Genomic DNA, 16,295 nt, shown 5'->3' with positions numbered 1-16,295 from the left:
ACTACTATTCTTTGTAAAATAAAAAAGTGTTTTATTGTAAAATGCTAAATTTTTCCGTAGAATTAAGGCATGAAAAGTAGAAATTTGCAAACTGGAGGGTCTATGAAAAAGAAAAATATTTTTTTAATGATTATTTTAATGGTCTGTTGTACGCCAATCACCTTTGTTGTGAAGGCAAGTGCTAGTGAGCAAACAATGACAACGAAAGTGAATAGCGTAATTTCTAAAAATTGGAAGAATAACGAGTATAGCATTACTGTACGAGATATAGAAACAGGGAATGTCCTTTACAATAAAAATGGTGATAAGATGATACGCCCTGCTTCTACGCATAAACTTTTAGTTAGCGCCGCTGCATTGGATTTACTAGGACCTGATTATCGCTTTGCTACAACGACATATGTCGATGGATCAATTGAAGATGGTGTTCTTCACGGTAATATCTATTTACAAGGTGGGGGAGATCCAACGCTTTTACCTAGTCATTTAGAATCGTTTGCCAATGGGTTGAAAAAAATGGGTATCTCGAAAATTACAGGTTCCTTAATCGGGGATGATACTTGGTTTGATGCAGATCGTTTACCGAAGGGAATTGTACCTCAGGAAGAGGATCAACCTTATGCTTCGCGTATTTCGGCATTAACGATTTCGCCAAATGATCAATATGATATTTCAACTGTGCAAGTGAAAGTGACAGGCTCAAAGGCCGGCACTGCGGCTAATGTTCAGCTTGTTCCGTTTGCAAGTACTATTCCGGTTGTTAACAAAACAAAAGTTGTTAAAAAGGGCGAGAAAAGTACTGTGAAAATTACAAGAGAATATGGTACAGAGCGTATCGTTGTAACTGGTAACTTACCAGCAGGTTCACAGAAAAATACATATGTAACTGTCTATAATCCAACTCTATATACACTTGATGTATTTCGAGAAAAATTAGTAGCAAAAGGTATCCAAACAATGCCTCTTGAAACAGGGAAAGTACCTGAGAATGCACAGCGGGTAGGTAATTCATATTCAAAACCATTACAGGATATTAACTTTAGGTATTTAAAGCTAAGCATTAATGGCATGGGTGATATGTTTACTAAACAACTTGGACGCGAGGTACTTGGGGAAGGAAGCTGGTCAGCTGGCATCCAAGCGATTCGTACATATGGTAGTGATATTGGACTTGATATGGAGCAGTGGTATTTTGAAGATGGTTCAGGTTTAAGTCACAAAAATCGAGTAAACAGTATGCAAGAAAGTCTATTATTATATAAAGTTCGAAGTAAATCCTGGTATAACTCTTATTTAGATGCATTACCGCATGCAGGAAGAAAGGGCAGCCTTGTTGGTGCGACTTTAGAAAATCGTATGAAGGGCTATAGTGTTTCTGCTAAAACAGGCTATATTACTGGAACATATTCTTTGAGTGGCTATGTAAAAGGAAAAAGTGGCAAGTGGTATATCTTTAGTATTTTGACACAGGCCAATAAAACTTCAGCTATCCCAACTATTGATGAAATTGTTAAGCAGATTGCAAACGAAATGTAAGGATGCTGAACAATTTGTTTAGCGACAATTGGTTTAAGGTTATAGTAAATGAATATTATTATTCTACTTTGTACAAGCATGTGCAAAAGTGTATAATGATTAATCTTATAATGACGTCTGCAAAAAGGCTCAGGACACTGTTAAAGTTGTCTTGAGCCTTTTTCTACTGTTATTTACAAAGCAAATGCGTCAGCTAATCTGTAGCCTTAATTGGTCGTGAGATGAATGGGGATGAATCTAATTTCGTATTAAACATAGTGGGATTATGTAAGGCGCTTTTTCATAAATTTAGCTGACACTAACAAATAAGGGGTAATTTACAAATTGAGGAATACTTTGTCGTACATTTAGTAAATACTAGTGTACGTCTTTTTTTCGTCCAATATGCATATAATTAGGCATATTAACTTTTTTCCAACTTAAAACGTCAAAAAGAGGGGCAAATTTTGCAAGAGAGGACTTATGTATGGAAAAAAACAAGACACGCTCTAAGGAAAAAAAGAGCAAAAAGAAAATTTGGCTTTGGATAGTAGGTGGCTTATTAACAATTTTTTTAATTTTTATAGGTACTGCTTATTACACTATCCAAAAAACGATGAATAAAATAAATACACCATTAATTGAAACGACAGGTGATGACAATAAAGAACAAAAAATAGTTACGAAGAAAGACCCTTTTTCTGTGTTACTGCTTGGAGTAGATCAACGTAAAAATGATAGTGGACGTTCAGACACGATGATTGTTATTACGGTGAATCCTGAAAAACACACGATGAAGATGCTCAGTATACCTCGAGATACTCGTACAGAAATTATTGGCCATAATTCCGTCGATAAAATCAACCATGCCTATGCATTTGGAGGCGTTCCAATGGCGGTGAATACAGTGGAGCATTTTTTAGATATACCCATTGATTATTATGTGTTTATTAATATGGAGGGCTTCTTGCAAATTATCGACACGATTGGTGGCGTAACAATTGATAATGACATGGATTTAACCTATGACTCTTATCATTACCCTAAGGGGGAGATAACGTTAGACGGTGATAAGGCACTGATTTTTTCACGTATTCGTTATGAAGATCCCCGTGGTGATTTTGGTCGTCAAATTCGCCAACGTCAAATTATTGAGGCGGTTCTGAAAAAAGCCTCGTCGACACCTTCTATATTATTAAAGGCTACAGATATGCTTGATGTAGTAGGAGAGAATGTTCGTATGAATTTCACAATGAAGGACTTGATCCAACTACAAAGTATTTATAAAAAAATGGATGGTAAAATTGAGCAGTTGTCATTTAAAGAGGGAAATGGCAAAAAGATTGACCACATTTGGTATTTCATCCCTGAAGATATAGAACTAGAAAAAATAAAATCGGAATTAAAAGCCCATTTGCAATAAATTCTAAGGAGTGAAAATTTGAATATGGTAGCTGTAAATCTTTTGACAATGAAAGGAGGGACAAAAATGAATGGGAGGACCCAGGTGCTTAGGTATACAGCTCTAAATAATTGCATGCAAAGCTATGTACCTAAGCGTAAAGTTCAAAAAAATCCAGTCAGTTCAGCTATGCGACATTTACAACTATTGTGCTTAAAAATTTTCATGTAAAACATAAAAAATCATTCAGGTAGGGTGCATGCCTAGTTGAATGGTTTTTTTTATTTCATCAAATGTTTGAAATATCAGAAAATTTGGTGTATAATTGTATTAGAAATGGTTGAGGGAGTGATTGTGATGATTATAGGCACAATTTTATTAGTAGTTGCACTACATACCGGTATTGTTTTAGCAGTAGACTTGTTCACTGAGCAGCATCACTCTACTACGCAAAGTAGCCATTCTTAATCGAAAAACAAAAATTATAGAATGATCTAGACAAAGTTATAAAATAGCTTTGTCTATTTTTTGTGACTTGAAACAAATTATGTGATTAATTCGTCAATATACTGTAGAAAATGTTATACTATAAAAAAACAGTATCGGGGAATGAGCATGCAAGAAGAGAAAACAAGTTTCAAAAAAGAATTAATATCCTATCTTAAAATTATTGTGATTACAGCTATAGTTGTTTTAGGCTGTAAGCAATTTTTATTTGCACCGATTAAAGTGCAAGGCGCTTCTATGTACCCAACTTATCACGATAAGGATATTATTATTGTAAGCAAAATGAGTAAAATTGATCGCTTTGATCAAATTGTCTTTCAATCACCAACAGAAGATGAACTATATATTAAACGTGTGATTGGTTTACCAGGTGATACAGTTGAAATGAAGGACGATGTTTTGTATGTAAATGGCAAAGCTTACAAGGAAGATTATGTGAATCGTCAAACAGATGATCCTAATCAATTACGTATTACAGAAAATTTCACGTTAGAGCAATTACTTAATGAAAAAAAGGTACCTGAGGGTAAGTACTTTGTACTTGGGGACAACCGTTTAAAAAGCTCCGATAGCCGCCATTATGGCTTAATTTCTAAAGATGCCATCTATGGTGAAGCTAAATTAACAATATATCCGTTTAATCGTTTCCATATCGGTCCAAAATAAAATAATTTTGGTCCTTCAGTGAAAAGAGGCTACGTTGGTAGCCTCTTTTTTAGTTTATTACTTTGCAAACTTTATAAGAGGGGTAATAGACACAAACTGTTGAATTTTCAACAGTTTCTTTTATGGGGATTTGCTGTTTGCTCAGACTAGGAGAAATGATTGCTGGCTTATCGATTGAGAGCTCTTCTATTACTGGTTCTACACCATAAAACAACATTAAAAAATAGCATACTAAACCTAATATACGCAAACAATCACCTCACAATGTTCTGTTATATTAGTATGTATGGTCAAACTTAAAAAAATATAAGTAAAATATAAAATTTCTCTTTTTGAAATGATTTTTTATTACGTAAGCGTTTGCATTTCAATGATTGAAAGTGCTATAGTGGATCGACTTTGTGGGTGACAAGGATAAGAGAGAAGAAAATAATAATAAAAAAATTGTTGTCATGGAAAATTCGATATGCTAATATAGCTAACGTGAATATTTGATCTGTATAACCTCAATGATATGGATTGAGGGTCTCTACCAGGAACCATAAAATCCTGACTACAAAAATTTGCTTCATTTTTGTAGTCAGGATTTTTTTTATTTAAATCTCCCTACAAAAATGAAAGTGTAAATGAAGGGTGATTATTATGAATTGGAGAGTATATATTCTTGCCGCTACTACTTTTGCAGTAGGATTGGTGGAACTGATTGTTGGTGGTATATTACCAACAATTGCAAAAGATTTAAATGTGTCCTTAGCAACAGCGGGACAATTAATTACAATATTTGCTCTTGTCTACGCAATATCAGCGCCTGTCCTTTTATCATTAACCGCAAAAGTGGAAAGGAAGCGCCTTTATCTTATTTCTTTATTTATTTTTACTTTAGGTAATCTTATGACGTATTTTAGTACGACATTCTTGATCGTCATGATTGCTAGAATTTTCACAGCGATGAGTACTGCATTGGTCATCGTCTTATCCTTAACGATTGCAACAAAAATTGTTGAACCAAGACATCGTGCAAGAGCTTTAGGACTTGTTTTCATAGGTGTAAGTTCGGCACTTGTCATCGGTGTGCCAATGGGGATATTTGTGTCAGAAGCATTTGGTTGGCGGACTGTGTTCTTAGGAATAGCGCTTCTTTCCACTGCATCTATGATTCTTATTGCGTTACTGCTTGAAAAAATGCCAGTTGTGGAAGTTGTCCCATTAAAGGCTCAAATTAAATCATTAGCAAATTTAAAAATCTTTAGTGCACAATTAACAACACTGTTTATGCTGGCTGGTCATTATATGCTTTATGCTTATTTAACACCATTTTTAGTAGAATCATTTGATATGAGTGCCTCTTGGATTAGTATCTGTTATCTAATCTTTGGAATAGCATCTGTCAGTGGGAACGCTCTAGGTGGTTGGCTAAGTGACAAATTTGGTACTGGGAAAGCCATTTTAATTATTGTATCTACATTTACCGTTGTATTATTTATTCTTCCATACACGATTGTTGCTTTACCGCTCTTTTTAGCTACGACAATTTTATGGGGTGCGCTTAGCTGGGCACTTACGCCTCCATTACAAAATTATTTAATAGAAACTGATCCAAAAACATCTGATATTCAACAAAGCTTAAATACAGCTGCATTACAACTTGGTATATCCATAGGTTCAGCTGTTGGTGGAGCTTTGTTTGCTGTTACAGGATCAGCTACGCATTTAGCTAGCTTCGGTGCCATTTTAGTTTTATGTGCTCTAGGCTGTGCCATTTTCTCTCTAAAAAGAGCGCCAGGTTCACAGGAGGCTGAGCTAGAGCTGAAATCGGCTCACAATAACTCATAGTTTAGAGTGGCTCATCACCAAAAGTTGTGATGACATTTGTTAAAACATATGTCATTTATCTTCATTCAGTAGAAGGCTTTTACCTCTAAGGAAGTGAAATGAATGCGGATGTGGTTCTCTTTCAGTGGGTGGAACCTGCTGCTTAAGCGGCTCATCGGACGCCCCCCAGGAAGCTCTGCTCTGCGCGAAAGCGAAGCGTCAGCGGCAAATGTTTTCTGTAGCGAAAGCAAAGCGACAGCTACAAATGTTTTCTGTAGCGAAAGCAAAGCGACAGCTACAAATGTTTTATCTGTGCGAAAGCGAAGCGTCAGCAACAAATGTTTTATCTGTGCGAAAGCGAAGCGTCAGCAACAAATGTTTTATCTGTGCGAAAGCGAAGCGTCAGCAACAAAGCGCCCAGCCGGAACGGAAATCAACCACACGTTATGGTGTTGAACTTTTAGAGTGGATTTTTTTGGATGGAATATCCAGAAAATACTGCTGAAAAAGAAGGACAATGATATAGAGAGATAGAATGTAAGTTTAGAGGAGGTTGGTAAATACATGCAAATAGATTTAACAGAATTTAAAGGATCAAATGTGAAAGTTGTCGCAACGATTGACCAGACGCTTTACCGAAATGTGGGTGCTATTATTTTATATGAAGAGGATTCACATACTTTATCTGTACGAAAACTAAAACGAAAAATCGCTGATCAATATATACCAACAGACGAACTCGAAAACTTTATGTTTGACTCTCAAGCAGATGCTATAAAGTTTACTCATAAGCTTACTAGAATGAGTGCACTCGATTATTTATTAGTCACGAATAAAGAGAGACAACTAGAACAATAAAATAATTGCAAGGCTGGCCTATAAGGAGTCTATGCATGGGACGAAGGACATTTGGAATAGTCATATTCCAAATGTCTTTTTTTAGTGGTCACATAGCTAGTAAGAGGAGATTCTTTTGTCCAATAGGGCTTCATTGTCATCGCGAATTTATCTGGTGAAGGTCAGTAAGGATGAAAAAACCTCACTGATTAAAGTTTCATTTTATCTTATATGTTCACCTATTAAACAAATATTTAATTTCTATATCGATTATTATCATACTGGAATAGGGCAAGGAATAGATTGTTGTAGTTAAAGTATTTTAGGGGCTCGAGTAGATAGAGTGTCTGATGATTCAATACTATTTTTAGGACATATAATTTTTACTCCGCCTAAGATAGATATTTCAAAGGGGTCTACTGATGGGAATCTAACTTATTAACTAATAACCGGCTCATCACCATAAAGTAGGTTGATTTTCGTGCCTACTGGGCGCTTTCATAGGTGCGTTCCTTTAAGCTCTTGGGCTAAAAGGATGTTGGTCACGAAGGTATTATCACAGGATGTGTTTCTCTACCGGCACGAGGAGGCTCATCTGTGACGCCGATTCCGGACGCAATTATGCCGAGGCATAATTGATCGAATGTATCCTCAACTTTTGGTGATGAACCTAATAACAGCATTTTCTCCTGAATTTAGTCAGTGAGAAGGAATTCAGTATAGAGTGGTTGCTGTGAGTTACTTAATTGGCATGATTGTCTAATAATTTCAAATGGAGGGGGAATCGAATGTCAGAATATCATCAACAATCATCAGCTGAAGTTATGAGAACTTTGAACGTGACAGATCAAGGATTGAGTGATTTTGACGTTCAAAAGAGGCAAGAAGTATACGGCTATAATGTATTAGAGGAAGGGAAAAAAACAAGTGCATTTGCCGTTTTCTTTGGACAGTTTAAAGATTTATTAGTCATTATTTTACTCATCGCTGCTTTCGTTTCATTTCTATTAGGGGAAGTAGGAAGCACGGTTGTGATTATGATTGTCGTTATATTAAACGCTATCCTAGGCACTGTACAGCATGTTAAGGCAGAACAGTCTTTGGATAATTTAAAAGCCTTAACCTCTCCAATTGCCAAGGTAATGCGAAATAATCAGTTAATAGAGATTTCTTCGGAAGATATAGTCGTTGGAGATCTTCTTTATTTGGAGGCTGGCGATTATATCAATGCAGATGGGAGATTATTAGAAAGTCATAATTTGCATATCAATGAAAGCTCGCTAACAGGTGAATCAATCGCTGTAGCGAAAAGTATCGATGCTATCAAGGAAAGCAATGTAACTGTTGCTGATAAAAAGAACATGGTATACTCTGGAAGCTTCGTGACAACTGGTCGTGGTATTGTCATGGTTACAGCTATCGGAATGCAAACTGAAATCGGCAAAATTGCAAATTTACTAGATACTGCGAAAGAGAAGAAAACACCCTTACAAGTAAGTTTAGATCATTTCGGAGAAAAATTAGCTTTAGGGATTACGTTAATCTGTTTAGCTATTTTCGTGATTGACCTTATTAGAGGACGTGCGCTTGTAGAATCGTTTATGTTTGCTGTTTCACTTGCCGTTGCAGCAATTCCAGAAGCATTAAGCTCAATTGTTACCATTGTACTAGCTTTTGGGACACAAAAAATGGCAAAGCAAAATGCCATTATTCGAAAGCTATATGCTGTTGAAAGTCTTGGAAGTGTATCTGTCATTTGTTCAGATAAAACAGGAACATTAACTGAAAATAAAATGGTTGTACAAGAGGTATATGTGGATGAAAAAGTTATTCCACATGATCAGCTACACACTATAAATGCAGTTGAGAAAGATCTTATGTTAAAGGCAATACTATGTAGTGATGCTGTGGAACGGGACGGTAAGGAAATCGGGGATCCTACTGAGGTTGCACTTGTAAAATTAGGGAAGCAATATGGTTTTGATGAATTACTGGTAAGAGATCATTATCCAAGAGTGGCCGAAATCCCTTTTGATTCAGATAGAAAGCTCATGAGTACTGTAAATAATATCAATCAACAATCTATCATGATTACAAAAGGAGCACTAGATGTCCTTCTTCCTAAAATTGTGAAAATAGAAACTTCACATGGTATATTTAATATTACAAAACAACAACGCCAAAAAATCGAAGCGGTAAATCGCAATTTTTCTATGAATGGGTTAAGGGTGCTAGCAGTTGCCTACAAAGAGGTAAAGGGAAATCAAGCAATCGATGTAAGGGCTGAAAAAGATTTAATCTTTGTTGGGTTAGTCGCGATGATGGATCCTCCAAGAAAAGAATCTAAAGATGCTGTTGAAAAATGTATAAAAGCTGGTATCAAACCGGTGATGATTACAGGGGATCATAAAATTACGGCAACGGCTATTGCCAATCAAATCGGGATTTTAAATGATCCCTCTGAAGCGATTGAAGGGCATGAAATAGAAGGCCTAACAGATCAACAGCTTCAAGAAAAGGTTAAAGATTTTTCGGTTTATGCCCGCGTAACTCCGGCTCAAAAGATTCGTATCGTGAAAGCGTGGCAAGAAAAAGGGCATGTCGTCGCCATGACAGGGGATGGTGTTAATGATGGCCCTGCCCTAAAACAGGCCGACATTGGTGTGGCAATGGGAGTTACCGGCACAGAGGTAGCCAAGGATGCCTCCTCTATGATATTAACGGATGATAATTTTTCAACGATTGTTAAGGCTATTGCAAACGGTAGGAGTATCTATACGAATATTAAAAATGCTATTTTGTTCTTATTATCTGGGAATGCGGGTGCTATTTTTGTTGTTTTATATGCAACAATATTAGGTTTGCCAGTTCCTTTTGCGCCTGTGCATCTATTATTTATTAACTTACTAACGGATAGTTTACCGGCGATTGCAATCGGCCTTGAGCCGAATAACAAAAAAACAATGAAGGACAAGCCCCGAAATATTCATACACCATTATTAAATAAAGCATTTACTACTCAAGTGATCCTCGAAGGATTACTAATTGCAATTTCTACAACGGTTGCCTTTGAAATCGGGTTGTCAACGGGAGACACTTTAACGGCGAGCACCATGGCATTTACAACTTTATGCTTGTCACGATTAGTGCATGGTTTCAACTCCAGAGCTAAAGAGTCTATCTTCGCCATTGGGATATTTTCGAATAAATATACTTGGCTTGCATTCTTAATCGGTTTTTTAAGTTTACACGCAGTATTGTTTATTCCAATGCTTACAGGTGTGTTTGAAGTGGCCACATTAAGTACCGCACAATTAGGCTTTATTTATAGCTTGTCTGTGCTACCGTTCATCGTGAATCAGTGGTACAAGCTGTTGTTCGTGAGAAGTCGATAATGAGGAAAAAATATTGAAGCTCTCGTTTTATTGAAACGAGAGCTTTTTAACATTAAATTGTAGCAGGGGCTAGTAGCCAGCCTTTGTCATTACTAAGCCGTATTAGCTTCGCACCAAGTATGGCATACCTCATATGAAGTTCTCCATATTTTGCAGTATGCTTCTTCTTAACAGACATTTCTAATGCCTGACTGACTGAAATAACTGAAGAAGCTATATTCATCGACAAAATGGTGCTGATTTCTGTATCATTAATGGCTGCTTTTCCTCGAATATTTCCCATTCTCAACTTTGAGTAGTCGATTGAGGTAGAAGGGGCAAGCACCCCATTTTCCTTTAATAACACAGTTAGCTGTCTATTTTCCTCTTTTAAACATTGCACAAAATCCACGATAATAGCCTTTAATTTTTTATCAACGGCGTGCTTGAAAAATGCATGATTTGAAGCTATATAGCCATTATTAACGCCGATCTGTGTCCAGAGCTTAAAAATTTCTTTAAATCGTAATGTTGCTAGATTTCCATTTATCAATTCCATTTTTACACATCCTAACTCTCGTTCTCGTTCATTTATTTGAGATTAGGATGTGCTGATAAATGAAATTCTAATCATTTTTTACAATATAAGGATTCATAACTAAAAGTTAAGGGATGACATTTGTTAAAACGTCTAACATGTATATAAGTTGATTGGAGTGGAGGCTGGGTGACTCCTTGGGGATCTGCGATAGGGGAACAAAGGCTAAGAGCATCACATCCTGTGATAACGCCTTCGTGACCAACGTCGTGTTGGCCCGAGACCCTGGAGCGAGCATCGCGAGTGAAGCGGCTCATCGGACGCCCCCAGGAAGCTCTGCTCTGCGCGAAAGCGAAGCGTCAGCGGCAAAGCGCCCAGTCGGAACGGAAATCAACTCCACGCTATGAGCCAAAGGTTTATTCCTTTAATTTCTTGCTTTTAAAACTATTAATGGTTGTTTTTAATGCAGCAAAGTTTCCAATAGCTGCGTAACCATAAAAAAAGCCCATAAATATTCCTGCAATAAGATTATGTTTATGGCTAATGAAAATAGAAATAATCAAGCCAATAGCAAGGGCGATTGTGGGAACATATTTAGGCTGAACATGCATAAATACCTTAATTAGCTGTGTAATAATTAACACAGCTGGAACGGCTATTACAGCATCCCAAAAATTCGTATGGATCACCGGAAATAATTCCATTTTCTACACCTCTTTTAGTAATAACGAAGCTATGACTTAAAATATAGATTTTCCTTTTTATTTATTTTTATGCGATGAAAGGTGTAGAGCTTATGATGTCGAGTCATACACTCGAATGAATGACTTTCCGTTTTTTTACTATTGCTTAATAATATGAGCCATAAGGATTTGAGCCATAAGGATTCATATATGGATTCATATTTGGATATTGATACGGCGGATATGGGTTCATAAATTGTGAAGGTCTATACTTATTTTTATGTTTATGATGAGGATCTTTTTGTTCCTTTGGATCTTTTTGCTTTTCAGCAGTTGATTTTACACGGTTACAGTCTTTAGGTGGACCGATATATGTTGATGGTACGATAGGAGCAATTGTTTTCTTCCACTGAGCTTCATCTAAGCAATAAGTGTGGGCCATAACATTGGAAGGTGTAAATTTCAAAATATCTGAACCTAAAATAACTTCAGGAGTTGGAGCATCAAAAATGGCTAGTAAATGCGTGTCATTCTCAGTAGCAATTTCATAATGCCACCATCCTTGCGGTACATTGGCGACTTGGCCAGGCTCGATAGGATAGTTTTTAATCTCTTTTGTAAAGGGGTTAAATATTGAAACAATGGCAGCACCAGAAATACAATAAACAAGTTCTGCTGCATTTTGATGATAGTGTGGTTCTATCACCTTATTCTTACTTAGAAAAATATCGAGCAAAGATATATTTTCTAACGTATTTAATTGTTCTACACCTAGAATATTTAGAAAATTCCGATCATCTCTTTTAAAAAGAGTACTGTCATTTACATCAAACGTGAACTGGGTTGATGACGAAGTATAGTCAATATCTGAGCTAATAATTACATCCTTTCTAATTAGTTTTCAATACATGTCTTAAGCACAGAATATGTACAAAGCTATTTTAGGCTTACACGAACGCCCACTTTATTTATCCCCTAATTCCTTAAAAATTAGCTACAATTACCTCTTCTAATTAAGAACGTATGTACGTATAATTTAAATACAAACATTCGTTCTGTTTCAAAAAACAGCTTTGTGTGCACACTGCATATAACAGAGCTAGTGAAAAGGAGCAACTAAGATGAAAGAACAGTTAATAAAAGCAATGCAGCGTCAACAAGTAGTTAGCATGATGTATGTAGCCAAGTCTGGTGCCATTACGAAAAGGCGTGTGAAAATCATGAAGATTGTTGGTGATTCCTTTACAGCATATTGCTTTACGAGGCAGGCAAAGCGCACGTTTATTATTAACAATGTTCTAGCAATATTGCCCGTTACACATCGGAAGCGTGAGGTGATATGAATTACGACAATCTGCCGCATAAGGACATTTTTTGTATTGATATGAAATGCTTTTACGCAAGCTGTATTGCAAAACTCCTTTTTTATAATGATTTTCAAAAAAAGTGAAATGTATTCTAAGAAATTTAATTGTGGCGAAATCATCAAAATTAAATTGTAACCTAGATATGTTTAGTAATTTATTATAGGCATTAGAGGAAAGCGATGAATAGAAATGTGTATATGTGTCACAATGAGACAAATGTCTTGAAATGGTTCATTTGTAGAAATATACAGCGAAAGGATGGATGATGATACAACGCTAATGACTCAACCATCTGGCACAGAATATCTATACCAGATGGCTGCTCAGTCTTTTACAGCTGTCTATTTGACAAGGGTAAGTCCGGTGCTCAATTTGAGTACTTGGTCTTTTTTTGTTTCCAAAAATTTAATCTTGCCAAAAAGCAAACGTTTGTTCTATTATGTATACAAACAAATGTTCTTACATATGATAGATAAAAGGGAAAATCATTGTGCCAATAAAAAATATCAATAATACACAGCTATTATTTGGAGTAGGAGATATTTCAGTTCAAATCGGATATAAAAGGTTTACAGGCCCAGGTGCCATTCAATTTGTGAAAGTTGATCCGTTACCAGTAGACGTGTCCGCAGAAATTGAAACTAACGAAAAGGTGAAAATTGATGAAGCTCTAGTTACATTTATTTTTAATCAAATCGAAAGTCTATATAAAGTGATTAGCCAATTTAAGGCATTTTGAGAGATAGTGGGAGGAAACTAAGGTGAGAGAACAACTGATTAAAGCTATGCAGCGCAAACAATTAGTGAACATGATGTATGTAGCAAAAGATGGTTCCGTAACAAAAAGGCGTGTAAAAGTCATTAAAATTGTTGGTGATTCATTTCAAGCATTTTGTTTTACAAGACATGCAAAACGTACTTTTTTGATCAGTAATGTTCTAGCCGCTATTCCTTTTGTGAGTAAGGAGCGTGAAGTTGTATGAATTATGAGGGTATGCCCAATAGACCTATTATCTGTATCGATATGAAATGTTTTTACGCCAGTATCGTAGCGATGTTACATGGGATAGATGTTTTAAAAACTCCAGTTGCAGTAGTAGCAAATTTTGACCAACCAGGTAGCGTAGTACTTGCTGCATCCCCCTTAATGAAAGAGAAATTTAGTATCAAAACTGGTAGTCGTCGTTATGAAATACCTAAACATCCTGACATTAGATTGTTTGAGCCTAAAATGAGTTTCTTTATTCAAATGTCGATGACGATTACAAAATTGATCTCTAACTACGTACCAGTTGATGCCATACATGTGTATAGTGTAGACGAAAGTTTTGTTGATTTAACCGGCACTGAAAAGCTTTGGGGTTCACCTGAAGAAACGGCTAAGGAAATACAAAGGGCTATTCTTGATCAATTTAATATACCTAGTGCAGTAGGTATGGGACCAAATATGTTAATAGCCAAATTAGCTTTAGACCTTGAAGCAAAGAAAACTGGTTTTGCCAAATGGACTTATGAGGATATTCCAAAGAAATTGTGGCCTGTACGACCTCTATCCGAAATGTGGGGTATAGGAAAACGAATGGAAGCAAATCTAAATGCTATGGGAATACAAACAGTTGGTGGTTTGGCTAATACAGATCCAAAAGAATTAGAAAAGCGCTTTGGTGTAATGGGCAATCAACTCTATTACCATGCATGGGGAGTAGATCTATCCACATTAGGGGAGCCGTTAATAACAAACGGAGCTTTAAGTTTTGGGAAGGGCCAAATGCTGATGAGGGATTACCACACGCGTAAAGAAATCTCTGTAGTGCTACTTGAAATGTGTGAGGACGTAATGAAGCGAACACGGGATGCAGGTTATGTTGGCCGTACAATTAGTATTGGTCTTTCTTATAGTCGAAATGCTATGAGCAAAGGATTCCATCGATCTAAAACGATTGCAGTACCAACGAGCGAAACACTTGTGATGTATAAAACTTGTATTGAATTACTAGATGAACACTTTGCAGGAGAGCCTGCCCGTCAGTTATCAGTTAGAATATCCAACCTGGAAAGAGAGCATAGCATTCAATTGGATTTATTTGATGAACGTAAGCCACAGCGTCAAATAATCGGCCCTACAATGGATGCAATACGCAACAGGTTTGGAGCTACCTCAATATTAAGAGCAGTTTCTTTCACCAAAGCTGGTACGGCTATTAATCGAGATCGCTTAGTTGGTGGTCATTTAGCGTAGGAGTGATTTATTAATGATACAAGACAGAGGTAATATTAAATGGGCATCAATGATGTTGCCGGAGCATTTAGAGCTTCTTAGAGAGTATAAACAAGAGAGTGCAGAACAGCCAAGAGAATTGACTGAATGGGAACTGGAAGAACTACAAAAAACAATTGATCAAGCTTTTAATCAGCAATTGGACATAAAATTAGAAGTGTGGAAGGACTACAAAATCACACAATGTGCCGGAATAATTAAATCGATTAATACTAATGAACTCATACTTGAAACACTACTTAAAACGAAAAGTATTCCAATCCAAAGTATTCAATCAGCCCAACTGGATGCTGATTATTATGATTAAAGCCGACGAAAGACAGTTACTTCATAAGTATCTTTTGTTTGAACTAGCAGTTAAATCATTGCAGGTTGACTATTGTAAATTAGAGCAGTTTAAAATGAAAACGGTATTTCTCCCAATGATGGATTCATTGCTAAAGGATTTAAGACAAGAATATTTTAACCTCAAACGGGAACTTGCACAAAAACGTATACGAGTAGTAGGTTGGCAACCAGTAGATGAATACTTTAGTGACGTGCAAGTTGCTACTGCAGGTAATGATGTAGTACTCCGTTATGCAAATCAAGCTCTTAAATCACAAGTAGAAAAGTTGTTGATTAATCATATACGTGTAGCTTTAGAATAAAGGAATCAAAAGAACTATTTAGTGTTTTAAAAGAATCAACAGTAACTTTTACTTCTCCCATCATTATTGTGTCTCTTTCCAAAGAGAACTCTTCATTGATTTTAGGATAATAAGAACCATTTTGTAGATTCTCCGTCGCGGTATTTAAGTGTCCCTTAGCATCGAAAAGAGCCTTTTTAAACATCCTTAAATTTACAACATTGAATGGGCTAGGTTCAATTAACCCACTTCCAATTGGGGTGCGGGACTGATACAGCCATGGAAACTGCAGATATCGTATTAATGGCTGATAACCTTGATAAACTACCACATACGATTAAATTAAGTAAAAAGCTTTAATGATTATTAAACACTTTTCAATTATTATCAAAGTTATTGCGTTAGTGTTGATTTTCCCTGGATACCTTATTCTATGGCTAGCAGTTTTAAGTGATATAGGGGCTGCATTACTTATTATCCTCAACTCTCTTCGCTTGCTGAGATTCAGAATAAAATAAAAAAAGGCTTGGAAATTAAACATCTTAGCTTTGTAAAAAAGACTAGTCATAGTTAAAAAAGCTGATTTCTTTTATAAACTGTACCCTATAAGATAGACACTTTGAAAAAAGTCTATCCTATAGGGTACTTTTGTTTATAATGAGAAAAAAGATGTTGGGGTAGAGTGAA

17 protein-coding genes, 1 pseudogene and 1 riboswitch are annotated in these 16,295 nt (G+C 36.2%); of the genes and pseudogenes, 15 read left to right on the top strand and 3 right to left on the bottom strand.

Translation table 11 applies throughout. The annotated features are described in order from the left end of the window. Positions 1 to 102 precede the first annotated feature (102 nt). The 8 genes from dacB (at position 103) to ACQKMV_RS21415 (ending at position 10,134) form a co-directional block, all read left to right on the top strand. Positions 103 to 1,536: a D-alanyl-D-alanine carboxypeptidase/D-alanyl-D-alanine endopeptidase gene (gene dacB, locus ACQKMV_RS21450; protein ID WP_427506362.1), complete on the top strand. Its 1,434-nt coding sequence runs from the start codon at positions 103 to 105 to the stop codon at positions 1,534 to 1,536. A gap of 466 nt (positions 1,537 to 2,002) precedes the next feature. Continuing rightward, complete coding sequence (locus ACQKMV_RS21445) at positions 2,003 to 2,938, top strand: LCP family protein (RefSeq protein WP_427506361.1); 936 nt, start codon at positions 2,003 to 2,005, stop codon at positions 2,936 to 2,938. A gap of 336 nt (positions 2,939 to 3,274) precedes the next feature. Next, positions 3,275 to 3,385, top strand: a complete 111-nt coding sequence (locus tag ACQKMV_RS21440; protein ID WP_427506359.1) for a transcriptional regulator — start codon at positions 3,275 to 3,277, stop codon at positions 3,383 to 3,385. Positions 3,386 to 3,532: 147 nt separating this feature from the next. Further along, positions 3,533 to 4,090, top strand: coding sequence for a signal peptidase I (gene lepB, locus ACQKMV_RS21435; RefSeq protein WP_427422873.1), 558 nt, complete (start codon positions 3,533 to 3,535; stop codon positions 4,088 to 4,090). A 476-nt stretch (positions 4,091 to 4,566) separates the two neighbouring features. Next, positions 4,567 to 4,666, top strand: a riboswitch (purine riboswitch). A 66-nt stretch (positions 4,667 to 4,732) separates the two neighbouring features. Then, complete coding sequence (locus tag ACQKMV_RS21430) at positions 4,733 to 5,923, top strand: MFS transporter (protein ID WP_427506357.1); 1,191 nt, start codon at positions 4,733 to 4,735, stop codon at positions 5,921 to 5,923. Between the two features lie 208 nt (positions 5,924 to 6,131). Further along, positions 6,132 to 6,407 (top strand): hypothetical protein, encoded by a 276-nt coding sequence (locus tag ACQKMV_RS21425; protein WP_427506356.1) that lies wholly within the window; start codon positions 6,132 to 6,134, stop codon positions 6,405 to 6,407. 59 nt (positions 6,408 to 6,466) lie between these two features. Next, entirely contained in the window at positions 6,467 to 6,760 is a 294-nt protein-coding gene (locus ACQKMV_RS21420) for a hypothetical protein (RefSeq protein WP_427506354.1), read from the top strand. A gap of 767 nt (positions 6,761 to 7,527) precedes the next feature. Beyond that, positions 7,528 to 10,134, top strand: coding sequence for a cation-translocating P-type ATPase (locus tag ACQKMV_RS21415; protein WP_427506353.1), 2,607 nt, complete (start codon positions 7,528 to 7,530; stop codon positions 10,132 to 10,134). A gap of 52 nt (positions 10,135 to 10,186) precedes the next feature. Here the strand turns inward: ACQKMV_RS21415 and ACQKMV_RS21410 are convergent, their stop codons facing one another. The 3 genes from ACQKMV_RS21410 to ACQKMV_RS21400 form a co-directional block, all read right to left on the bottom strand. Further along, on the bottom strand, positions 10,187 to 10,672 hold the full coding sequence (locus ACQKMV_RS21410; RefSeq protein WP_427506352.1) for a DUF3231 family protein: 486 nt from the start codon (positions 10,670 to 10,672) through the stop codon (positions 10,187 to 10,189). Positions 10,673 to 11,067: 395 nt separating this feature from the next. Next, positions 11,068 to 11,355 carry a hypothetical protein gene (locus ACQKMV_RS21405; protein ID WP_427506351.1) on the bottom strand — a complete coding sequence of 96 codons (288 nt, stop codon included), beginning with the start codon at positions 11,353 to 11,355 and terminating at the stop codon, positions 11,068 to 11,070. A gap of 145 nt (positions 11,356 to 11,500) precedes the next feature. Further along, complete coding sequence (locus ACQKMV_RS21400) at positions 11,501 to 12,211, bottom strand: cupin domain-containing protein (RefSeq protein ID WP_427506416.1); 711 nt, start codon at positions 12,209 to 12,211, stop codon at positions 11,501 to 11,503. 244 nt (positions 12,212 to 12,455) lie between these two features. Between ACQKMV_RS21400 and ACQKMV_RS21395 the strand changes: the two genes are divergently transcribed. The 7 genes and pseudogenes from ACQKMV_RS21395 to ACQKMV_RS21365 all read left to right on the top strand — a co-directional run. After that, positions 12,456 to 12,677, top strand: coding sequence for a transcriptional regulator (locus ACQKMV_RS21395; RefSeq protein WP_427506349.1), 222 nt, complete (start codon positions 12,456 to 12,458; stop codon positions 12,675 to 12,677). Between the two features lie 514 nt (positions 12,678 to 13,191). Beyond that, complete coding sequence (locus ACQKMV_RS21390; RefSeq protein WP_427506348.1) at positions 13,192 to 13,440, top strand: hypothetical protein; 249 nt, start codon at positions 13,192 to 13,194, stop codon at positions 13,438 to 13,440. Between the two features lie 22 nt (positions 13,441 to 13,462). Next, positions 13,463 to 13,684 carry a transcriptional regulator gene (locus ACQKMV_RS21385; protein WP_427506346.1) on the top strand — a complete coding sequence of 74 codons (222 nt, stop codon included), beginning with the start codon at positions 13,463 to 13,465 and terminating at the stop codon, positions 13,682 to 13,684. Then, positions 13,681 to 14,940: a DNA polymerase thumb domain-containing protein gene (locus ACQKMV_RS21380; protein ID WP_427506345.1), complete on the top strand. Its 1,260-nt coding sequence runs from the start codon at positions 13,681 to 13,683 to the stop codon at positions 14,938 to 14,940. The genes ACQKMV_RS21385 and ACQKMV_RS21380 overlap by 4 nt, the downstream gene beginning before the upstream one ends. A 13-nt stretch (positions 14,941 to 14,953) precedes the next feature. Then, positions 14,954 to 15,286 carry a YolD-like family protein gene (locus ACQKMV_RS21375; protein WP_427506343.1) on the top strand — a complete coding sequence of 111 codons (333 nt, stop codon included), beginning with the start codon at positions 14,954 to 14,956 and terminating at the stop codon, positions 15,284 to 15,286. After that, entirely contained in the window at positions 15,279 to 15,629 is a 351-nt protein-coding gene (locus tag ACQKMV_RS21370) for an aconitate hydratase (protein WP_400912208.1), read from the top strand. The genes ACQKMV_RS21375 and ACQKMV_RS21370 overlap by 8 nt, the downstream gene beginning before the upstream one ends. A gap of 237 nt (positions 15,630 to 15,866) precedes the next feature. After that, positions 15,867 to 16,126: pseudogene (locus tag ACQKMV_RS21365) on the top strand (heavy metal translocating P-type ATPase); the annotation flags it as partial. Positions 16,127 to 16,295: the final 169 nt, after the last annotated feature.

The sequence above is a fragment of the Lysinibacillus sp. NPDC094403 genome, assembly GCF_050278745.1.
Taxonomy (GTDB): Bacteria; Bacillota; Bacilli; order Bacillales_A; family Planococcaceae; genus Lysinibacillus.
This window is presented reverse-complemented; position numbering and strand designations above follow the sequence as displayed.

What these genes read in the sequence shown, in the direction of transcription:
- dacB (WP_427506362.1), top strand. Translation starts at nt 103, where the DNA reads ATGAAAAAGAAAAATATTTTTTTAATGATTATTTTAATGGTCTGTTGT.
- ACQKMV_RS21445 (WP_427506361.1), top strand. Translation starts at nt 2,003, where the DNA reads ATGGAAAAAAACAAGACACGCTCTAAGGAAAAAAAGAGCAAAAAGAAA.
- ACQKMV_RS21440 (WP_427506359.1), top strand. Translation starts at nt 3,275, where the DNA reads ATGATTATAGGCACAATTTTATTAGTAGTTGCACTACATACCGGTATT.
- lepB (WP_427422873.1), top strand. Translation starts at nt 3,533, where the DNA reads ATGCAAGAAGAGAAAACAAGTTTCAAAAAAGAATTAATATCCTATCTT.
- ACQKMV_RS21430 (WP_427506357.1), top strand. Translation starts at nt 4,733, where the DNA reads ATGAATTGGAGAGTATATATTCTTGCCGCTACTACTTTTGCAGTAGGA.
- ACQKMV_RS21425 (WP_427506356.1), top strand. Translation starts at nt 6,132, where the DNA reads ATGTTTTCTGTAGCGAAAGCAAAGCGACAGCTACAAATGTTTTCTGTA.
- ACQKMV_RS21420 (WP_427506354.1), top strand. Translation starts at nt 6,467, where the DNA reads ATGCAAATAGATTTAACAGAATTTAAAGGATCAAATGTGAAAGTTGTC.
- ACQKMV_RS21415 (WP_427506353.1), top strand. Translation starts at nt 7,528, where the DNA reads ATGTCAGAATATCATCAACAATCATCAGCTGAAGTTATGAGAACTTTG.
- ACQKMV_RS21410 (WP_427506352.1), bottom strand. Translation starts at nt 10,672, where the DNA reads ATGGAATTGATAAATGGAAATCTAGCAACATTACGATTTAAAGAAATT.
- ACQKMV_RS21405 (WP_427506351.1), bottom strand. Translation starts at nt 11,355, where the DNA reads ATGGAATTATTTCCGGTGATCCATACGAATTTTTGGGATGCTGTAATA.
- ACQKMV_RS21395 (WP_427506349.1), top strand. Translation starts at nt 12,456, where the DNA reads ATGAAAGAACAGTTAATAAAAGCAATGCAGCGTCAACAAGTAGTTAGC.
- ACQKMV_RS21380 (WP_427506345.1), top strand. Translation starts at nt 13,681, where the DNA reads ATGAATTATGAGGGTATGCCCAATAGACCTATTATCTGTATCGATATG.
- ACQKMV_RS21375 (WP_427506343.1), top strand. Translation starts at nt 14,954, where the DNA reads ATGATACAAGACAGAGGTAATATTAAATGGGCATCAATGATGTTGCCG.
- ACQKMV_RS21370 (WP_400912208.1), top strand. Translation starts at nt 15,279, where the DNA reads ATGATTAAAGCCGACGAAAGACAGTTACTTCATAAGTATCTTTTGTTT.